At 62.6% G+C, this 16231-nt stretch carries 13 protein-coding genes; 11 read left to right on the top strand and 2 right to left on the bottom strand.

The window, feature by feature from the left end:
• Nucleotides 1-2136 (top strand): ATP-dependent DNA helicase DinG, encoded by a 2136-nt coding sequence (gene dinG, locus AC2VNO_RS05205; protein ID WP_486933140.1) that lies wholly within the window; start codon nucleotides 1-3, stop codon nucleotides 2134-2136.
• A gap of 61 nt (nucleotides 2137-2197) precedes the next feature.
• Here the strand turns inward: dinG and AC2VNO_RS05210 are convergent, their stop codons facing one another.
• Nucleotides 2198-3274, bottom strand: coding sequence for a 3-deoxy-7-phosphoheptulonate synthase (locus tag AC2VNO_RS05210; RefSeq protein WP_486933141.1), 1077 nt, complete (start codon nucleotides 3272-3274; stop codon nucleotides 2198-2200).
• 311 nt (nucleotides 3275-3585) lie between these two features.
• Here AC2VNO_RS05210 and rpoE point away from each other — a divergent pair, with 311 nt between their 5' ends.
• The 10 genes from rpoE (at nucleotide 3586) to pdxJ (ending at nucleotide 13643) form a co-directional block, all read left to right on the top strand.
• On the top strand, nucleotides 3586-4191 hold the full coding sequence (gene rpoE, locus AC2VNO_RS05215; RefSeq protein WP_486933142.1) for an RNA polymerase sigma factor RpoE: 606 nt from the start codon (nucleotides 3586-3588) through the stop codon (nucleotides 4189-4191).
• Nucleotides 4192-4373: 182 nt separating this feature from the next.
• Nucleotides 4374-5081, top strand: coding sequence for a sigma-E factor negative regulatory protein (locus AC2VNO_RS05220; protein WP_486933143.1), 708 nt, complete (start codon nucleotides 4374-4376; stop codon nucleotides 5079-5081).
• The gene (locus tag AC2VNO_RS05225; protein WP_486933144.1) at nucleotides 5081-6076 is read left to right on the top strand and encodes a MucB/RseB C-terminal domain-containing protein; all 996 of its coding nucleotides are present in this window, start codon (nucleotides 5081-5083) and stop codon (nucleotides 6074-6076) included. Before AC2VNO_RS05220 ends, AC2VNO_RS05225 begins: the two co-directional genes overlap by 1 nt.
• A 145-nt stretch (nucleotides 6077-6221) precedes the next feature.
• Nucleotides 6222-7646 (top strand): DegQ family serine endoprotease, encoded by a 1425-nt coding sequence (locus tag AC2VNO_RS05230; protein ID WP_486933145.1) that lies wholly within the window; start codon nucleotides 6222-6224, stop codon nucleotides 7644-7646.
• A gap of 198 nt (nucleotides 7647-7844) precedes the next feature.
• Nucleotides 7845-9662 (top strand): translation elongation factor 4, encoded by a 1818-nt coding sequence (lepA, locus tag AC2VNO_RS05235; RefSeq protein WP_486933146.1) that lies wholly within the window; start codon nucleotides 7845-7847, stop codon nucleotides 9660-9662.
• Nucleotides 9663-9675: 13 nt separating this feature from the next.
• Nucleotides 9676-10479 (top strand): signal peptidase I, encoded by an 804-nt coding sequence (lepB, locus tag AC2VNO_RS05240; protein ID WP_486933147.1) that lies wholly within the window; start codon nucleotides 9676-9678, stop codon nucleotides 10477-10479.
• Between the two features lie 24 nt (nucleotides 10480-10503).
• Nucleotides 10504-11196: a ribonuclease III gene (gene rnc, locus AC2VNO_RS05245; RefSeq protein ID WP_228577325.1), complete on the top strand. Its 693-nt coding sequence runs from the start codon at nucleotides 10504-10506 to the stop codon at nucleotides 11194-11196.
• A complete protein-coding gene (gene era / locus AC2VNO_RS05250; RefSeq protein ID WP_486933148.1) occupies nucleotides 11193-12092 on the top strand; it encodes a GTPase Era in 900 nt (299 codons plus the stop codon). The genes rnc and era overlap by 4 nt, the downstream gene beginning before the upstream one ends.
• 2 nt (nucleotides 12093-12094) lie before the next feature.
• On the top strand, nucleotides 12095-12796 hold the full coding sequence (gene recO / locus AC2VNO_RS05255) for a DNA repair protein RecO (protein ID WP_486933149.1): 702 nt from the start codon (nucleotides 12095-12097) through the stop codon (nucleotides 12794-12796).
• A 31-nt stretch (nucleotides 12797-12827) separates the two neighbouring features.
• Complete coding sequence (gene pdxJ, locus AC2VNO_RS05260) at nucleotides 12828-13643, top strand: pyridoxine 5'-phosphate synthase (protein WP_486933150.1); 816 nt, start codon at nucleotides 12828-12830, stop codon at nucleotides 13641-13643.
• Nucleotides 13644-13650: 7 nt separating this feature from the next.
• Here the strand turns inward: pdxJ and AC2VNO_RS05265 are convergent.
• On the bottom strand, nucleotides 13651-16231 hold a 2581-nt coding region (locus AC2VNO_RS05265), incomplete at its 5' end, for an ATP-binding protein (RefSeq protein WP_486933151.1).

Genomic DNA, 16231 nt, shown 5'->3' on the forward strand with positions numbered 1-16231 from the left:
ATGCTCGACGAGGCCCTCAAGGGCGAGATACAAGCCGCCTACCGTCGCGTGCTGGAGGCCCAAGGGCTGACGCCACGCTACGGTCAGCGGCTGATGATTGCCGAGATCGCTCGCACGCTGGGTGGCATCGAGGCCGACGACGCCGGTCGGCGGGTCTCAGACGAGCACGTTTGCGTTCTCGAGGCCGGCACCGGTACCGGCAAGACCTTGGCCTACCTGTTGGCTGCACTGCCCGTGGCCAAGGCCAAGGGCAAGCGCCTGGTGGTGGCGACCGCCACCATCGCCCTGCAGGAACAGGTGCTGTTGCAGGATCTGCCCACCCTCAAGGCCCACAGCGGTCTCGATTTCGATTACGCCTTGGCCAAGGGACGCGGGCGCTACCTGTGCCTGACGCGCCTCGAGCAAGCGCTGGATGGCGTCGAGGACAATCCCACCCTGTCGCTGTTCGAGCAGAGTCTCGCCCAGGGCGGCGGCGATCATTTCCAGGCCCTCGTACAGGAGATGGCCGATGCCTACGGCAGCGGCCGCTGGGAAGGGGATCGCGAAAGCTGGCCGACGGCGATCGACGACAGCGACTGGCGCCAGCTGACCATCGACCACCGTCAGTGCACCAACCGCCGCTGCGGCCATTTCGCCGCCTGCGCTTTCTTCCGTGCTCGCCGCGATATGGAAAGCGCCGACATCATCGTTGCCAACCACGATCTGGTGCTCGCCGATCTCTCGCTCGGTGGGGGTGTGGTACTGCCGCCTCCCAGCGACTGCATCTATGTCTTCGATGAAGGCCACCACCTGCCGGACAAGGCGTTGAACCATTTCGCTCATCGCGTGGGCATAAACGGTACGCTGCGCTGGCTGGGCAATCTGAAAAAATCCCTGACCGAGCTCAACCAGGCGTTGGCGGTGCAGCCGACCTTGGCGCGGCTGCTGGCCGGGCTGCCGGAAACCATCGCCGCGCTCGAGCCGCGCCTGGGTGAGGCCTTCTCGTTGGGGCATCAGTTGGCAGGGCGCCAACATGGCCTGGAGGAGGGTGAGGAGAACCTTCAGCATCGCTTCGAAATGGGGCGGGTGCCCGATGCCTTGCGCGACCATTCCGGCAACCTGCTGGTGGGCTTCGCCGAGCTGTCGCGCACCCTGGAAACCATGGCCGACATCCTGCGCGAGAGCCTCGACCCCGACAAGCATACCGGGCTCGCCCGCGAGCAGGCCGAAGCGTGGTTGCCGCTGCTGGCGCTGCTGCATGGCCGGGCACTGGAGGCGCATGGTTTATGGCAGGCCTACGGTGAGGCCGATGTGCAAGGCGAGGCGCCCAGTGCTCGCTGGCTGACCCTGGAACGCTTCGGTGGCGACCCCGAGCTGACCTTCTCGGCAAGCCCCGTGTCGGCCGCGCCGACGCTGGCCAAGAGCCTGTGGGGCAGCTGCTTCGGCGCCGTGGTGACCTCTGCCACGCTCACTGCGCTGGGTCGTTTCGAGCGCCTTCAGGAGCGGGCCGGGCTGGCGAACCGCTATCGCTACCAGCGACTGCCAAGTCCTTTCGACTACTCTCGTGCCGTGCTCAGCGTGCCTCGTCAGGCCGTCGACCCCGGCGATCGCGAAGCTCACGAGCGGGCCATCGTCGATTTCGTCGGTTCCCTCGGCGACAAGGAAGCGGTGCTGATGCTGTTCTCGTCGCGGGCTCAGCTGCGTGCGGTGGAGAAAGCGCTGTCGTCGAAGTGGCGTGAACGGGTGCTGGCTCAGGATCGCCTGCCCAAGCGCGAGTTGATCGAGCGTCATCGTGCGCGCGTCGATGCCGGCGAGGGCAGTGTGATCTTCGGGCTGGCGAGCTTCGCCGAGGGTATCGACCTGCCCGGCGATTACCTGACCCATGTGGTGATCACCCGATTACCCTTTGCCGTACCCGACGACCCGGTGGGCGCGACGCTGGCCGAATGGATAGAGAGCCGGGGTGGCAATCCCTTCATGCGCATCAGCGTGCCCGACGCCTCGATCAAGCTGGTACAGGCCTGCGGGCGACTGATCCGCAAAGAGGCCGACCAGGGGCGCATAACGCTGCTTGACCGGCGCGTGCTGACTCGCCGCTATGGTCAGGCCCTGCTCGACGCTCTGCCGCCTTTTACCCGTCAGATCGACGATATCTGAAAGCCGTAGGGCAACAAAAAGGCCCGCCATCAGGCGAGCCCTTATGGCCGAGGCGACTCGTTCAGCTCTGGCTTCTTTCCGCCAGGACAGGGGCGAGCTTTTGTGCCATTCGGGTCATGCTCTCCTCGGTCGTGCTCCAATCGATACAGGCGTCGGTCACGGAAACGCCGTACTGCATCTGGCTGTGGTCGTCGAGGATCTTCTGGCTGCCCCAGCCGATATTGGACTCCACCATCAGGCCCATGATCGAACGGTTGCCTTCCAGGATCTGGTTGGTGACGTTCTCCAGCACCAGAGGCTGCAGTGCCGGATCCTTGTTGGAGTTGGCATGGGAGCAGTCGATCATGATGTTGGGTTTGATGCCCGCCTTCTTCAGCTCCTGCTCGGCGAGCGCGACGCTGACGCTGTCGTAATTGGGCTTGCCGTTGCCGCCACGCAGCACCACATGAGCGTAGGCGTTGCCGCGGGTGCGGATGATTGCCACCTGGCCGCTCTGGTTGATGCCGAGGAAGTTGTGCGGGTGCGTTACCGATTGCAGGGCGTTGATCGCCACGTCAAGGCTGCCGTCGGTACCGTTCTTGAAGCCGACCGGGCTGGAGAGGCCCGAGGACATCTCCCGATGGGTCTGGGATTCCGTGGTGCGCGCGCCGATCGCCGACCAGCTGATGCAATCCTGAAGATACTGAGGAGAGATCGGGTCCAGCGCCTCGGTGGCCAGCGGCAGGCCGAGCTCGGAAAGGTCCACCAGCAGTTTGCGGGCGATATGCAGGCCTTCCTCGATCTCGAAGGAGCCGTTGAGGTGGGGGTCGTTGATCAAGCCCTTCCAGCCTACGGTGGTTCTTGGCTTCTCGAAATAGACGCGCATCACGATGAAAAGACTGTCTTTCACCTCATCGGCCAGGCGGCGCAGGCGGCGTGCATAATCTAGTGCGGCATCGATGTCGTGAATCGAGCAGGGGCCGATAACGACCAGCAGGCGAGGATCGCTGCCGTCGAGGATGTTCTGTATGGTCCGGCGCCCTTCGATCACCGTTCTCTCGGCGACTTCACCGAGGGGGATCTCGTTCTTGAGGGCTTCCGGTGTGATCAGTACGTCCTGGGACAGGACGTTGAGATTGCTGACCAGCTGATCTGACATGTTGCTACCTGTGTCGTGATGCGTTGATGGCAAGAGAATGAACTACTATACACCCGCCGAGTAAGAATTCAGCAATCGCAGCGGAACCCGAAGGCGGCGGGCTTGTCTCAGCGCGGGCGGCATGGCGGGCGGCATGGCGGGCGGCTTGAAGCGCAGCCAAGAAACAGGAACACTTGTCACTAACGGGCGAAGGCGCCCAGGGACATACAGCAGCCAATGGGCTCCAGGTTGATACCATGCAGGCACACTCTTCAATGACGCGACTTTCCCTCATCCCGCTTCCGGGCGCTGCCTGGTCGGGGAGGGGTTGAATGGGCAACCGGGAAACCGATCAGCAGCTCGTCGAGCGCGCGCAGAAGGGCGACACCCGTGCCTTCGATCTGCTGGTAAAGAAGTACCAGCACAAGATCATTGGGCTGATCGGACGCTATATACAGGATCACGCCGAAGTGCAGGACGTCGCCCAGGAGGCGTTCATCAAGGCCTATCGCGCGCTGGGTAAGTTTCGTGCCGAGAGTGCCTTCTATACGTGGATGTATCGGATTGCCATCAATACGGCAAAGAATCACTTGGTATCCCGAGGCCGGCGTCCTCCCGGCAGCGACATGGATATCGTCGATGCCGAGATTCTCGATCACAGCGGGCGACTGGCCGATATCGAGAGCCCCGAGTCATCGCTGGCGCGCGACCAGTTGGAGGCGGCGGTCTTCGAAGCCATCGAGAATCTGCCCGACGACCTGCGCACGGCCATAACCTTGCGTGAACTAGATGGGCTCTCTTACGAAGATATTGCCCATATCATGCAGTGTCCCGTAGGTACGGTTCGCTCGCGTATTTTCCGAGCGCGTGAGGCGGTGGACCAGCATATTCAGCCGCTGGTCACGACGGCTCGTACTCGGGAGTCGATGATTGAATGAATTTTTCCATAAGTTTTCGTCTCGGCGCTGAACTGTCTCGCACCGATGACGTCTGAAGCAGTGACCGCTTCAAGTAGAGTGGCAAAATCGTGGGCTGTCGGCATTCCGGTTGGGTGCGTTCGGGAATGTCGGAAAACATTGGTAGCAAGGCAGGGTGCCTTGTCGATGTGGGGGTGTGAGGAATGAGTCAGAATGCACGGGAATCGCTTTCTGCCCTGATGGACAACGAAGGTGATGATCTCGAACTTCGTCGGGCGTTGAAATCGCTCGAAGAAGAGCCGGATGCGGCGGAAGCCTGGCGGCGCTATCACTTGATGCGCAGCTTGCTGCAGCGGGATCATGACATCGATGTCAGCACGGATCTCTCGGCCGGCATCATGGCCAGATTGGAAGCAGAACCGGCGCCGATGGTGGAAGAAACTCGTTTCACTCCACGACGCACACCATCCATGGCGCGTGGTGCCGGGATAGCCGCTGCCGTCACTCTGATGGTGATCACCGGGGTGCAGTTTTACAACGGCTCCGATTTCACTCGCTTCGGCGGAGAACCTCAGGTCGCTGGCGGTGAGTCTCCGGCTGCGGCCGGCCAGCCGCAGCGTAGTCTTGCCTCACCGGCCGCGAGTGGCGGCCAGGCCATGCAGGCCGGGGCACCGCTTTTCTCTCCGGTGGCCTCAGGTGGGCAGTCCGGCTTGATGCCGGTCGGCGCTGGCTTCGACAACCCGCTGTTCCTGACTCCCAACCCGCGCCAGTCTCAAAGCTCCGACCAGGAGCAGGCGCGTCTGTTGCAATCCTATCTCGACCGCCACTCCCAGGGCGCTACCTATCTGAGCGGCGATGTCTGGATGCCATTGCTGCGCGCTTCGGGTAACGAGACGCCGGGGCAGCGCTGATGGCAGGCAGGCGTATACCATCACGCCTGGCGGTATTGGGTAGCGTCTTCCTGCTGACGCAACTTCCACCGGCGTTTGCCGAAACGTCGGTGGAACGACACCAGGCCGAGCGATTCGACTGTCGCCAGCTTGCCGAGTGGGAGGCGCCCGAATCGCCGGAGGAGTGGTTCGAGCGTAGCCTGTGGGCAGGCCACTGCCATGTCTATCAGGCGCGTGCGGTACGCATCGGTATCGATGGGGTCCGCACCCTGGCGCTTTCCCGCGATATTCAGGATGGTGTCGAGCGTGAAGTGGCACGCTTTCTCGATGGTCCGCCCGTCTTCTTCGAGCGTCGTGGGCATATCGGTCGCATGAGCTGGTCCAGCGACGACGCCGAGGGGCCTGCCTCTCCTGCCGGTATTGCACGTCATATCGATCGGTATTATCGACTCTCGATGGGCAGCGATGAGCGCATGGCGAATCGCAGTGCGGTGCGCCTCGATATCGAGCCGATCGACGGTATGCGTTTCGGCCATCGCCTGTGGCTCGATGAGCAAACGGCGTTGCCGCTCAAGCGCGAGCTGATCGATGAGCGTGGCCGTGTCGTCGAGACCTTTCAATTGACCGAACTCCAGACGCCGACGCTTTACCAGAACGGTGTCGTGCTGGACGCTGGCCGCACCCCGCCGCAACATCCCTGGCAGGCGGGTTGGCTCCCCAACGGGTTTCTCGATCAATCCGTGGATACGCATACCGACCGGCATGACCCGCAAGTGGGACACCGCATTTACAGCGACGGCCTTTCGACGCTGAGCATGTTCGTCGAACCCATCGAAGAGGGGCGCGAACGATTGATTCCCGGCCTGCACCGTTTGGGTATATCCCTGGCGGTAGTACGCCATGTGGCGGTAGAGGGCCGGCCGATGCAGGTCGTGGTGATGGGTGAACTGCCACCTCGCGTCCTGGCTCAGGTGGCGGAAAGCCTGGTCTGGCAGGAGCAGGCGGCTTCGGATTAGCGCATCTTTCAGAAGTCGAAACCGCTCGAATGTGTCTTGAAAGAAGCAGTGTGAGTCACCAATTTGCCAAAAAAGGCGTTACTGAAAACGTTTCACGAAACGACATTTTCGCTGAGAAAAGCACAACGCTGATGCAGGAGCTTCTATGATGCCAATGACGCGACACGTCACCCTTTGGGCGTTGCTGTTGGCCATGCTGCTATCGTGGCAGTCCGCCTTTGCCCGTGACTTGCCCGATTTCACCGTACTGGTCGAGCAGTCGGCCCCCGGGGTTGTCAATATCTCCACTACCCGAATGATGCCGGGGCGCTCCCAGGCCTTCGAAGGCTTCGGCGGGCAGGAAATCCCGGACATCTTCCGCCATTTCTTCGGCGACCGCATGCCGGCGCCACCCGGTGGTGGCGGGCCCGGAAGAGGGCAGGAGCGCCAGTCGCTGGGCTCCGGCTTCATCATCAGCGACGATGGCTACATCCTGACCAATGCCCATGTGGTGGAGGGGGCCGACGAAATCCTCGTGCGCCTCAATGATCGCCGCGAGCTGGAAGCAGAGCTTATTGGTGCCGACACACAGACGGACGTGGCCTTGCTCAAGGTCGAGGCGGCGGATCTGCCTACGCTGCGCATGGGGGACTCCGACGGTCTGCGCGTTGGCGAGTGGGTGGCCGCTATCGGCTCACCTTTCGGCTTCGACTACTCGGTCACCGCCGGGATCATCAGCGCCATCAATCGCACATTGCCGCGTGATGCCTACGTACCGTTCATCCAGACCGACGTTGCCATCAACCCAGGCAATTCGGGCGGCCCCTTGTTCAACCTCGACGGTGAAGTCGTGGGCATCAACGCTCAGATCTTCACTCGTAGCGGCGGTTTCATGGGGGTCTCTTTCGCCATTCCCATCAATGTGGCCATGGACGTGGCAAATCAGTTGCGTGACGACGGCCGTGTACGCCGCGGCTGGCTAGGCGTGATGATCCAGCCGGTTTCACGGGATCTGGCCGAATCGTTCGGCATGGACAGCGCAAGCGGCGCCTTGATCGCCGACCTCGATCCTGAGGGTCCGGCGGCACGTGCCGGGCTGCGTGCCGGCGACATCGTGCTGGAGGTCGACGGCGAAGAGGTCGAGCGCTCGCGCAACCTGCCGCGGCTGATAGGCCGGGTAACGCCAGGCGAGGAGGCGGACCTGACCATCATGCGCGATGGCGAGCGGCAGAACCTGGCAGTGGCCATCGGCGACTGGCCGGATAGCGAGCAGCCGGCCCAGGCACGCTCCGGCGCTTCGGATGCTCAAGCCCGACTGGGGATCGCAGCCGCCGAACTCGATGAAGCCGAACGGCAGCGGATGGGTATCGACAGCGGTGTCCTCGTGCGTGATATCGATCCGAGCGGCGCGGCGGCCGACGCCGGCATTCGTCCCGGCGATGTGATCGTCAGCCTCGATCATCATGGCGTCGAGGACCCGGCGCAGCTGCGCGAGCTGGTCGAATCCCTGCCCACCGATCGTGCCGTGCCCGTGCGCCTCTATCGTGACGGTCGCTCACTGTTCGTGGCGCTGCGCCTGGGTCGTAGCTGATCCCCAAGACGTTACCGCACTACGCGACACCTTCCGCCCAAGGGCGGAAGGTGTCGTCGTTTTTGCCGCCTCCTACGGCTGTGCTGTCCAACCCCTGGCCATGCCGGTACAATACCGGCCATTGAATTCATATGACGTGAACGGGCGCCGACCAAAACTGCCGCTGCCGCGCTCGTGTCGAACACCGGACTGGGTTAGATGAGCAACGAAGCAAGTAACGGAAAACTGAATCACATTCGGAATTTCTCCATCATTGCCCATATCGACCACGGCAAGTCGACCTTGGCGGATCGCCTGATCCAGAGCTGCGGTGGCCTGACCGAGCGCGAGTTGAAAGAGCAGGTGCTCGACTCGATGGATCTCGAGCGTGAGCGTGGTATCACCATCAAGGCTCAGTCGGTGACACTCGACTATCACGCCCAGGACGGCAACACCTACCAGCTCAACTTCATCGATACGCCAGGCCACGTCGATTTCTCCTACGAGGTATCACGCTCGCTGTATGCCTGTGAAGGGGCGCTGCTGGTGGTGGATGCCGCCCAGGGCGTCGAGGCGCAATCGGTAGCCAACTGTTATACCGCCATCGAGCAGGGGCTCGAGGTGCTGCCGGTACTCAACAAGATGGACCTGCCCCAGGCGGATCCCGACAAGGTGGCCCACGAGATCGAGGAGATCATCGGTCTCGATGCCACCGATGCCTGCCAGGTATCGGCCAAGAGCGGGTTGGGCATCGACGCGCTGCTCGAACGCCTGGTGCGCGACATTCCGCCGCCCAAAGGGGACCCCGAAGCGCCGCTGCAAGCGTTGATCATCGACTCCTGGTTCGATAACTACCTTGGGGTAGTGTCGCTGGTACGCATCTTCCAAGGCACGATGAAGAAAGGCGAGAAGATCCGTATCAAGTCGACGGGGCGCGACTGGCAGGCCAACGAAGTGGGTATCTTCACGCCGCTGCGCAAGGAAACCAACATTCTGCGCGCCGGTGAGGTGGGCTTCGTGGTGGCCGGCATCAAGGACATCCAGGGCGCGCCGGTAGGGGATACCATCACTCACGCCAAGTCGCCGGACGTCGAGCGTCTGCCCGGTTTTCAGAAGGTCAAGCCGCAGGTGTATGCCGGCATGTTCCCGGTGAGCGCCGACGACTATGAGGATTTCCGCGATGCGCTGGAGAAGCTGGCGCTCAACGATGCCTCGCTGGAGTACGAACCGGAGAATTCCGACGCCCTGGGCTTCGGATTCCGTGTCGGCTTTCTCGGTACGCTGCACATGGAGATCATCCAGGAGCGACTCGAGCGCGAGTACGACATGGACCTGCTCACCACGGCGCCCACCGTGGTCTATGAGCTGGCAATGAAGAACGGCGAGGTCAAGTATGTCTCCAACCCCTCCAAGCTGCCCGACATGGCGGACGTGGAGGAGATGCGCGAGCCGATCGTCAGGGCCAGCATCCTGGTGCCCCAGGAGTATGTCGGCAATGTGATAATGGAGTGCGAGAACCGTCGCGGCAACCAGCTCGACATGCAGTTTCTCGGCAGCCAGATCCAGCTCGTCTATGAGCTGCCCATGAGTGAAGTGGTAATGGACTTCTTCGATCGACTCAAGTCCATTTCCAAAGGGTATGCCTCGCTGGATTACAACTTCGAGCGCTTTGAGGCCGCCAAGCTGGTGCGCCTGGACGTGCTGATCAATGGCGACCGGGTAGACGCCTTGGCGGTGATCATTCACCGTGACCATGCTCATGGTCGTGGCCGGATCCTGGTCGAAAAGATGAAGGAACTGATCCCGCGTCAGATGTTCGATGTGGCGATCCAGGCCGCCATTGGCGGCCAGGTAGTGGCACGCTCCACCGTCAAGGCATTGCGCAAGAATGTGACGGCAAAGTGTTACGGCGGGGACGTGTCACGCAAGAAGAAACTGCTCGAGAAACAGAAAGCGGGCAAGAAACGCATGAAACAGGTCGGTCGGGTGGAAATTCCCCAGGATGCTTTCCTGGCCGTACTCAGGGTGAACGACTAGGACCGGCGATATCATGGATTTCTCTTTATTGCTGGTGGTGGCTGTCGCCATCACCGGATTCATTTGGTTGCTCGATATAGTCTGGTGGCGTCCGTTGCGCCGCAAGAAGCTGGCCTCCGTCGAGACCGCTACCACGGAAGGGCTGGACGAGAGCACCCGCGAGCGCGTCATGAAGGAGCCTTGGCCGGTCGATTACGCCCGCTCCTTCTTCCCGGTCCTGCTGGTAGTGCTGCTGCTGCGCAGCTTTCTGGTCGAGCCCTTCCAGATCCCTTCCGGTTCCATGCGTCCGACCCTGGAGGTGGGCGACTTCATTCTTGTCAACAAGTTCGCCTACGGCCTGCGGTTACCCGTGACCCACACGCGGTTCGTCGAGCTGGGCGAGCCCGAGCGCGGTGACGTCATGGTTTTCCGCTTTCCCAACGAGCCCTCGGTGAATTTCATCAAGCGCGTGGTTGGGCTGCCGGGCGATACGGTGCGCTACGAGGACAAGCAGCTCTATATCAACGGCGAGCCGGTGCCCAAGCGACTGCTGGACGAGTCGCCGCCTACTGCTCGGGGCGAGTGGCTGCTGGAAGAGAGCCTGGGTGAGGTCAGTCATCGTATCTACAATAATCCACGTGACCCAGGCCCACGCGTGCGCGAGATCGTCGTGCCGGAAGGGCACTTCTTCACCATGGGTGACAACCGCGACCACTCCAACGACAGCCGGTACTGGGGTTTCGTGCCCGAGGAAAACATCGTCGGTCGAGCTTTCGCCGTGTGGATGCACTGGGATGGAGGCTTGCCCAGCTTCACTCAGGTTCGCCGCATCCAATGATGGAACAGTAATGACAGGAATTACGTGAGCAAATCCCTTACCGCTTTCAGCCGACGTATCGGCCATACGTTCAACGACATCACGCTGCTGGAACTGGCCATGACGCACCGCAGTTTCGGTGGCCAGAACAACGAGCGCCTGGAGTTTCTCGGCGACTCCATCGTCAATTTCGTCATTGCCGAGGCGCTCTACGAGCGGTTTGCCTTGGCTCGTGAAGGGCAGCTTTCTCGCCTGCGGGCACGGCTGGTCCGTGGTCAGACCCTGGCTGAGCTGGCGCGAGAGATGTCCTTCGGCGAGTGTCTCCGGCTGGGTTCCGGCGAGATGAAGAGCGGCGGTCATCGCCGCGACTCGATTCTGGCCGATGCCGTGGAAGCCGTTCTCGGCGCCATCTATCTCGATGCCGGAATGGACGTAGCGCGAACCCGCGTGCTGGCCTGGTATGCCGAGCGCCTGGAGTCGATCGACCTGCAGGACACGCAGAAGGATCCCAAGACGCGACTGCAGGAGTTCCTGCAGTCGCGTCAATCACCGCTGCCACGCTACGATGTGGTATCGGTAGAAGGTGAAGCGCACGATCAGACGTTCACCGTTCAGTGTCACGTCGAGCTGCTGGATTCGCATACCCTGGGTACCGGGTCCAGTCGTCGGCATGCCGAGCAGCAGGCAGCCGAGCTTGCGCTGCTTCAGCTCGAGAACCGCAAAGGGCAGTCATCATGAGCGAGACCTGTGGATTCGTAGCCATCGTTGGCCGCCCCAACGTCGGTAAATCGACCCTGATGAACCGCATTCTCGGTCAGAAGGTGTCGATCACCTCGCGCCGACCCCAGACTACCCGACACCAGGTCATGGGCATCAAGACCGAGGGCGAGGCCCAGTTCATCTACGTCGACACGCCGGGGATTCATATCCTGGGGCGCGATCGCAACAAGGCGATCAACCGCTTCATGAATCAGGCTGCCACTCAGGCGCTGCGTGACGTGGACTGCGTCGTTTTCATCATCGACCGTACCCGCTGGACCGAGGAGGATCAGGTGGTCCTGACACGGCTGGAGCACGTCGATGCGCCGGTGATCCTGGCCGTCAACAAGGTCGACCGTCTCGAAGACAAGAGCACGCTGCTTCCGTGGCTGGCCGAGGTCGGTGCGCGACGTGAGTTTGCCGCCATCATCCCGATTTCCGCCAAGCACGGCACCAACGTGCCGGAACTGGAGTCGGAGGTCGCCAAACACCTCCCCGAGGGTATCCACCACTTCCCCGAAGATCAGATCACCGACAGGAGCCAGCGTTTCCTGGCGGCCGAGCTGGTGCGCGAGAAGATCATGCGTCAACTGGGGGACGAACTGCCCTATCAGGTGACGGTCGAGATCGAAGAGTTTCGCGACGAGGGCAGGGTGGTACATATCAGCGCCCTGATCTTGGTGGAGCGTGACGGTCAGAAGAAGATCCTCATCGGTGATAAAGGCGAGCGGATCAAGAATATCGGGCGCGAGGCACGGCTCGACATGGAGCGGGCGCTGGACGCCAAAGTCATGCTCAACCTGTGGGTCAAGGTGAAGCGCGGTTGGTCGGACGACGAGAGAGCGTTGAAGAGCCTCGGTTACGATCTCGACTGACCATGCAGCCACAGCCGGCCTTCCTTCTCCACAAACGCCCTTATCGCGAAACCAGCGCGCTGGTGGAACTGCTTACCCTGGAGCATGGGCGCGTCCGCGCGGTAGCTCAGGGAGTCCAACGGCCGGGCTCGCGCTCGCGCAGCCGGCTGCAGCCTTTCGCTCCACTGCACGTCACCTGGGGTGGGGATGGGGAGCTCAAGCGTCTGCGCTTGATGGAAAGTCGCGGTGCGGCGGCCCTGCTGGTGGGTGAAGGGCTGATTTGCGGCCTCTATGCCAACGAGCTGCTGACGCGAACGTTGCCGGTGGAGCTGCCGGCCGGGGACGTATTCGCCTTCTATGCGGCGCTGCTCGACGCGCTGCCGCGGCCCGAGGGCCGCGCCGTAGCGCTGCGACGTCTCGAGTTCTCCCTGCTCGAAACGCTGGATGCCGCGCCACGTTATACCACCCCGGAGGGAGGCGAGCTCGACCCCCAGGGCCGCTACCGCTTCGACAGTCTCTCGCGCGCCTTCGTGCCCGGTGACCCCGGTATCGATGGACGCACCCTGCGCCTGCTGGCAGGTGGCGATCTGTCTGCGCCGGGCCTGGCCGGGCCGACCAAGGCCATAGCCCGTGCGGCGCTGGCGCCCCTGCTTGGCGCGCGACCATTGCGCTCGCGTGAACTGATGCGCCAGCTTGCCGAACGGCGCCGCCCCCCCTCACACTGACTGCCTTACTTTATCTCTGCCGGAGAGCGACATGAATCCCCCGCGCATTCTGCTTGGCGTAAACATCGATCACATTGCCACCCTGCGTCAGGCCCGTGGCACTCGATATCCCGACCCTGTCCAGGCGGCGCTGTTGGCCGAGGAAGCGGGCGCCGACGGTATCACCGTGCACCTGCGCGAGGACCGTCGGCATATCCAGGAGCGCGACGTACGAATCCTGGCCGAGGTGCTCAATACGCGCATGAACCTGGAAATGGCGGTGACCGAGGAGATGCTGGCGCTGGCCGAGGAGATCCGCCCGGCGCATGTCTGCCTGGTGCCGGAAAAGCGTGAAGAGCTGACCACCGAAGGCGGGCTCGATGTGGTGGGGAGCTTCGATGCCATTGCCGATGCATGCCGCCGTCTGGCGGCTGCGGGCTGTGAAGTGTCGCTGTTCATCGATCCCGAACCCACTCAGATCGAGGCGGCCAAGCGCTGCGGAGCCCCGGTCATCGAGCTGCATACCGGGGCCTACGCCGAGGGCGAGGGCCGGGTGGCACGCGAGGAGCATGCGCGTCTGTCAGCTGCGACGGAGATGGCGCTGGAACTGGGGCTGACGGTCAATGCCGGGCACGGCTTGCATTACCACAACGTCGAGGCCATAGCGGCGATTCCAGGGCTGAACGAGCTCAACATTGGACATGCCATCATCGCCCGAGCTCTGTTTGTCGGCCTCAAGGAGGCCGTGGCCGAGATGAAGCGGCTGATCATCGCCGGCCAGGAGGCGGGTTTCATTGCCTCGCTGGAGGAGCACGATCATCACCATGAGCACGATCATCACCATGAGCATGATCACGACGCCGAATGATCCGGTTTCAGGGCGATTCACCATCCTGGAGAGGGGCAGCGGGGCTGCTACTGTCGAGAGGTGCGTTCGCCGTGGCTTGGTGAGTCTCGGCATGCCATTTGCGCAGTCGTTCGATAGCGCGGAAAAGATCGTCGAGCAGCGAGCTGAGATCATCCATTCCGCGTGATCGAATCCGGGTTTCCAGTGTCTCCGCCACCAGGGCAAGCTCCGGAGCGCCACAATAGCGGCAGGCGCCGTTGAGGGCGTGCACCGCATCCAGCAGGATCTCGGCATCGCCAGTCGCGAGCGCGGCGTGTAGCTCCTCGAGGGTCGCCGGCAATGAAGCGACGAGTTCGTCTATCAGCTCCCGGGCCAGGCTCTCGCTGCCGTTGGCCAGCCGTGCACCTAGCACCAAATCGACTACCGCCAGGTCGCTCGCCACTTCTTCCCTTTCTCGGCCAGGGAGCGTGGCGGGGGTGTCGGCAGGTTCGACCGAGGGTGGGACCAGGCCAATGTGGCGTTGCAGTACGGTCTCCAGCCGATTGGAATCCACGGGTTTTATCAGCACTTCCTGCAGGCCGGCGGCATGAAGCCGCTGGCGCTCGCTGTCATGGGCATGGGCGGTCACAGCGATGATCGGGCAGCGGGTCCAGGGCCCGCCTAGTCGGCGTAGTGCTTGGGTGGTCTCGATGCCGTCCATCCCGGGCATGCGGATATCCATCAGTACCAGGTCGAAAATTTCCCCTTCGGCGAGTCGCAGCGCCTCTTCGCCACTTCCTGCTTCGCTCAGCTCCAGGCCCGGGCGTTTGAGCAGCTCCCTCAGCAGCCGTCGGTTGATGGTGTTGTCATCCACTACCAGCACCCGCGGCTGAACGTCGCTTCTTGCTTCCAGCATCGGACGCTGCTTGGCTGCGTAACAGCGGCGCAGGGCATCGGCGAGTGCCTGACGCGAGGCCGGCTTGCACAGGATCTCGCAGCCTCGTGGGAGCTGCAGGTCGGGCATGTCGAGGGGCGCCATGTTGACCAGCAGCAGCACCGGGCAGGGGCAAGTCTGGAGGCGGGTTCGCCATTCATTGATGACATCGTCGTTCAGCTCGGTGGGTAGAGCGGCGACCATCAGTGCAGGGTAGGGGGGCGTCAGGTTCGGCTGAGTGAGTTCTTCCACCTCTCCGTCCCATAGCGTGAGCAGATGGTTCAAGGCATGGCGAGTCGGGGCGTGGGGTTCGTAGAGCGCCACGCGGCTGCCCTCGAGAATTGTCTCATGGGTCTCCACCGAGCAGCCCAGAACGTCGAGCGGTAATGTGAACGAGAAGGTCGAACCGTGTGAAGGTTCGCTTTCCACGGTGATCTGTCCACCCATCTGCTCGACCAGTTGACGGCTGATTGCCAGCCCAAGGCCCGAACCGCCGTACTGCCGCGGGTGGCTGGCAGCGGCCTGACGAAACGCCTGGAAAAGATTGTGCTGCTCCTGGGGGGTGAGCCCGATACCGGTATCGCTGATGCTGATACGCAGCAGGACGTGACCCGCATCGCGCTGCTCCTCGACCATGACGCGAACGATGACCTCGCCTCGCTCGGTGAACTTGAGCGCGTTGTGGGTCAGGTTGGTCAAGACCTGACGTATGCGCAGCGGGTCGCCACGGAGCGGTGAAGGCACGTCATCGTAGACCAGCCCAAGCAGGTGCAGGCCCTTCTGGTGAGCCAACGGTGCCTGTAGCGCCAGGGCTTCGTCGACCAGTGCGACCATGTCCAGTTCGGCGCGGTCCAGCTCCAGCCGGCCGGCCTCCATGCGCGAGAAATCGAGTACGTCATTGACCAGAGCCAGCAAGTTGTCGCAAGCCACCTGGACCTGGTCGAGCCACTCGCGCTGACGTGGTTCCAGGCGGGAGCGCCCCAACAGTCGGCAGAAGCCGATGATGCCGTTCAACGGGGTGCGGATTTCGTGACTCATGTTGGCCAGAAACTCCGACTTGATGCGATTCGCCTCCAGCGCCCTGCGGTGAGCCAGATCGAGTTCGATGTTCTTTATCTCGATGGTTTCCATCGACTCTTCCAGATCTGACGTGGTCTGCTCGATCAGTCGCTGGGTGTTCTCGCGCGACTGCTGCATCTCGTCGCCCAGGGCGTTGACGTGTCGTGCCAGGCGTCGTAGTTCCGGAGCCCCTTGCTCGGGTAGACGTGCCTCGAGGTCGCCACTGCGCAGGCGTCTGAGCGCTTCTGCTGCACCGTCCAGACTGGAGTCGAGCCGGCGGCCGAGCGCCGAGGCGATGACGAATAGCAGCAGCCCCAAGAGCAACAGGCTCAGCCCCGTGGTTGCCAGACGCCGATAGTAGTCCAGGGTGAGGGCGCGGGTATCGATATCGAGTTCGATCCAGGCCTGAGTGGCTCCGGAAGCACCGTTTTCCGCTGCGATCAGGGGCATCATCAGGCGCCACAGGTCGCCGCTGCTATCGAGCTGCATTTCGCGGGGCGACGATGTGGCTACCTGGGCACGATTCCGGCCCATTTCCAGCTCAATCAGCCCCTGATCGCTATAAATGCCTACCCCCCGCGTTTCCTCGATCTCGAGTAGACGCCTGGCCATGCCGTCGAGCCGGGGCTGGGCATCA

It is taken from the genome of Halomonas sp. TH-94 (assembly GCF_057473365.1).

What these genes read in the sequence shown, in the direction of transcription:
- AC2VNO_RS05225 (WP_486933144.1), top strand. Translation starts at nt 5,081, where the DNA reads ATGGCAGGCAGGCGTATACCATCACGCCTGGCGGTATTGGGTAGCGTC.
- recO (WP_486933149.1), top strand. Translation starts at nt 12,095, where the DNA reads ATGCAGCCACAGCCGGCCTTCCTTCTCCACAAACGCCCTTATCGCGAA.
- lepB (WP_486933147.1), top strand. Translation starts at nt 9,676, where the DNA reads ATGGATTTCTCTTTATTGCTGGTGGTGGCTGTCGCCATCACCGGATTC.
- AC2VNO_RS05230 (WP_486933145.1), top strand. Translation starts at nt 6,222, where the DNA reads ATGATGCCAATGACGCGACACGTCACCCTTTGGGCGTTGCTGTTGGCC.
- AC2VNO_RS05210 (WP_486933141.1), bottom strand. Translation starts at nt 3,274, where the DNA reads ATGTCAGATCAGCTGGTCAGCAATCTCAACGTCCTGTCCCAGGACGTA.
- rpoE (WP_486933142.1), top strand. Translation starts at nt 3,586, where the DNA reads ATGGGCAACCGGGAAACCGATCAGCAGCTCGTCGAGCGCGCGCAGAAG.
- lepA (WP_486933146.1), top strand. Translation starts at nt 7,845, where the DNA reads ATGAGCAACGAAGCAAGTAACGGAAAACTGAATCACATTCGGAATTTC.
- pdxJ (WP_486933150.1), top strand. Translation starts at nt 12,828, where the DNA reads ATGAATCCCCCGCGCATTCTGCTTGGCGTAAACATCGATCACATTGCC.
- dinG (WP_486933140.1), top strand. Translation starts at nt 1, where the DNA reads ATGCTCGACGAGGCCCTCAAGGGCGAGATACAAGCCGCCTACCGTCGC.
- era (WP_486933148.1), top strand. Translation starts at nt 11,193, where the DNA reads ATGAGCGAGACCTGTGGATTCGTAGCCATCGTTGGCCGCCCCAACGTC.
- AC2VNO_RS05220 (WP_486933143.1), top strand. Translation starts at nt 4,374, where the DNA reads ATGAGTCAGAATGCACGGGAATCGCTTTCTGCCCTGATGGACAACGAA.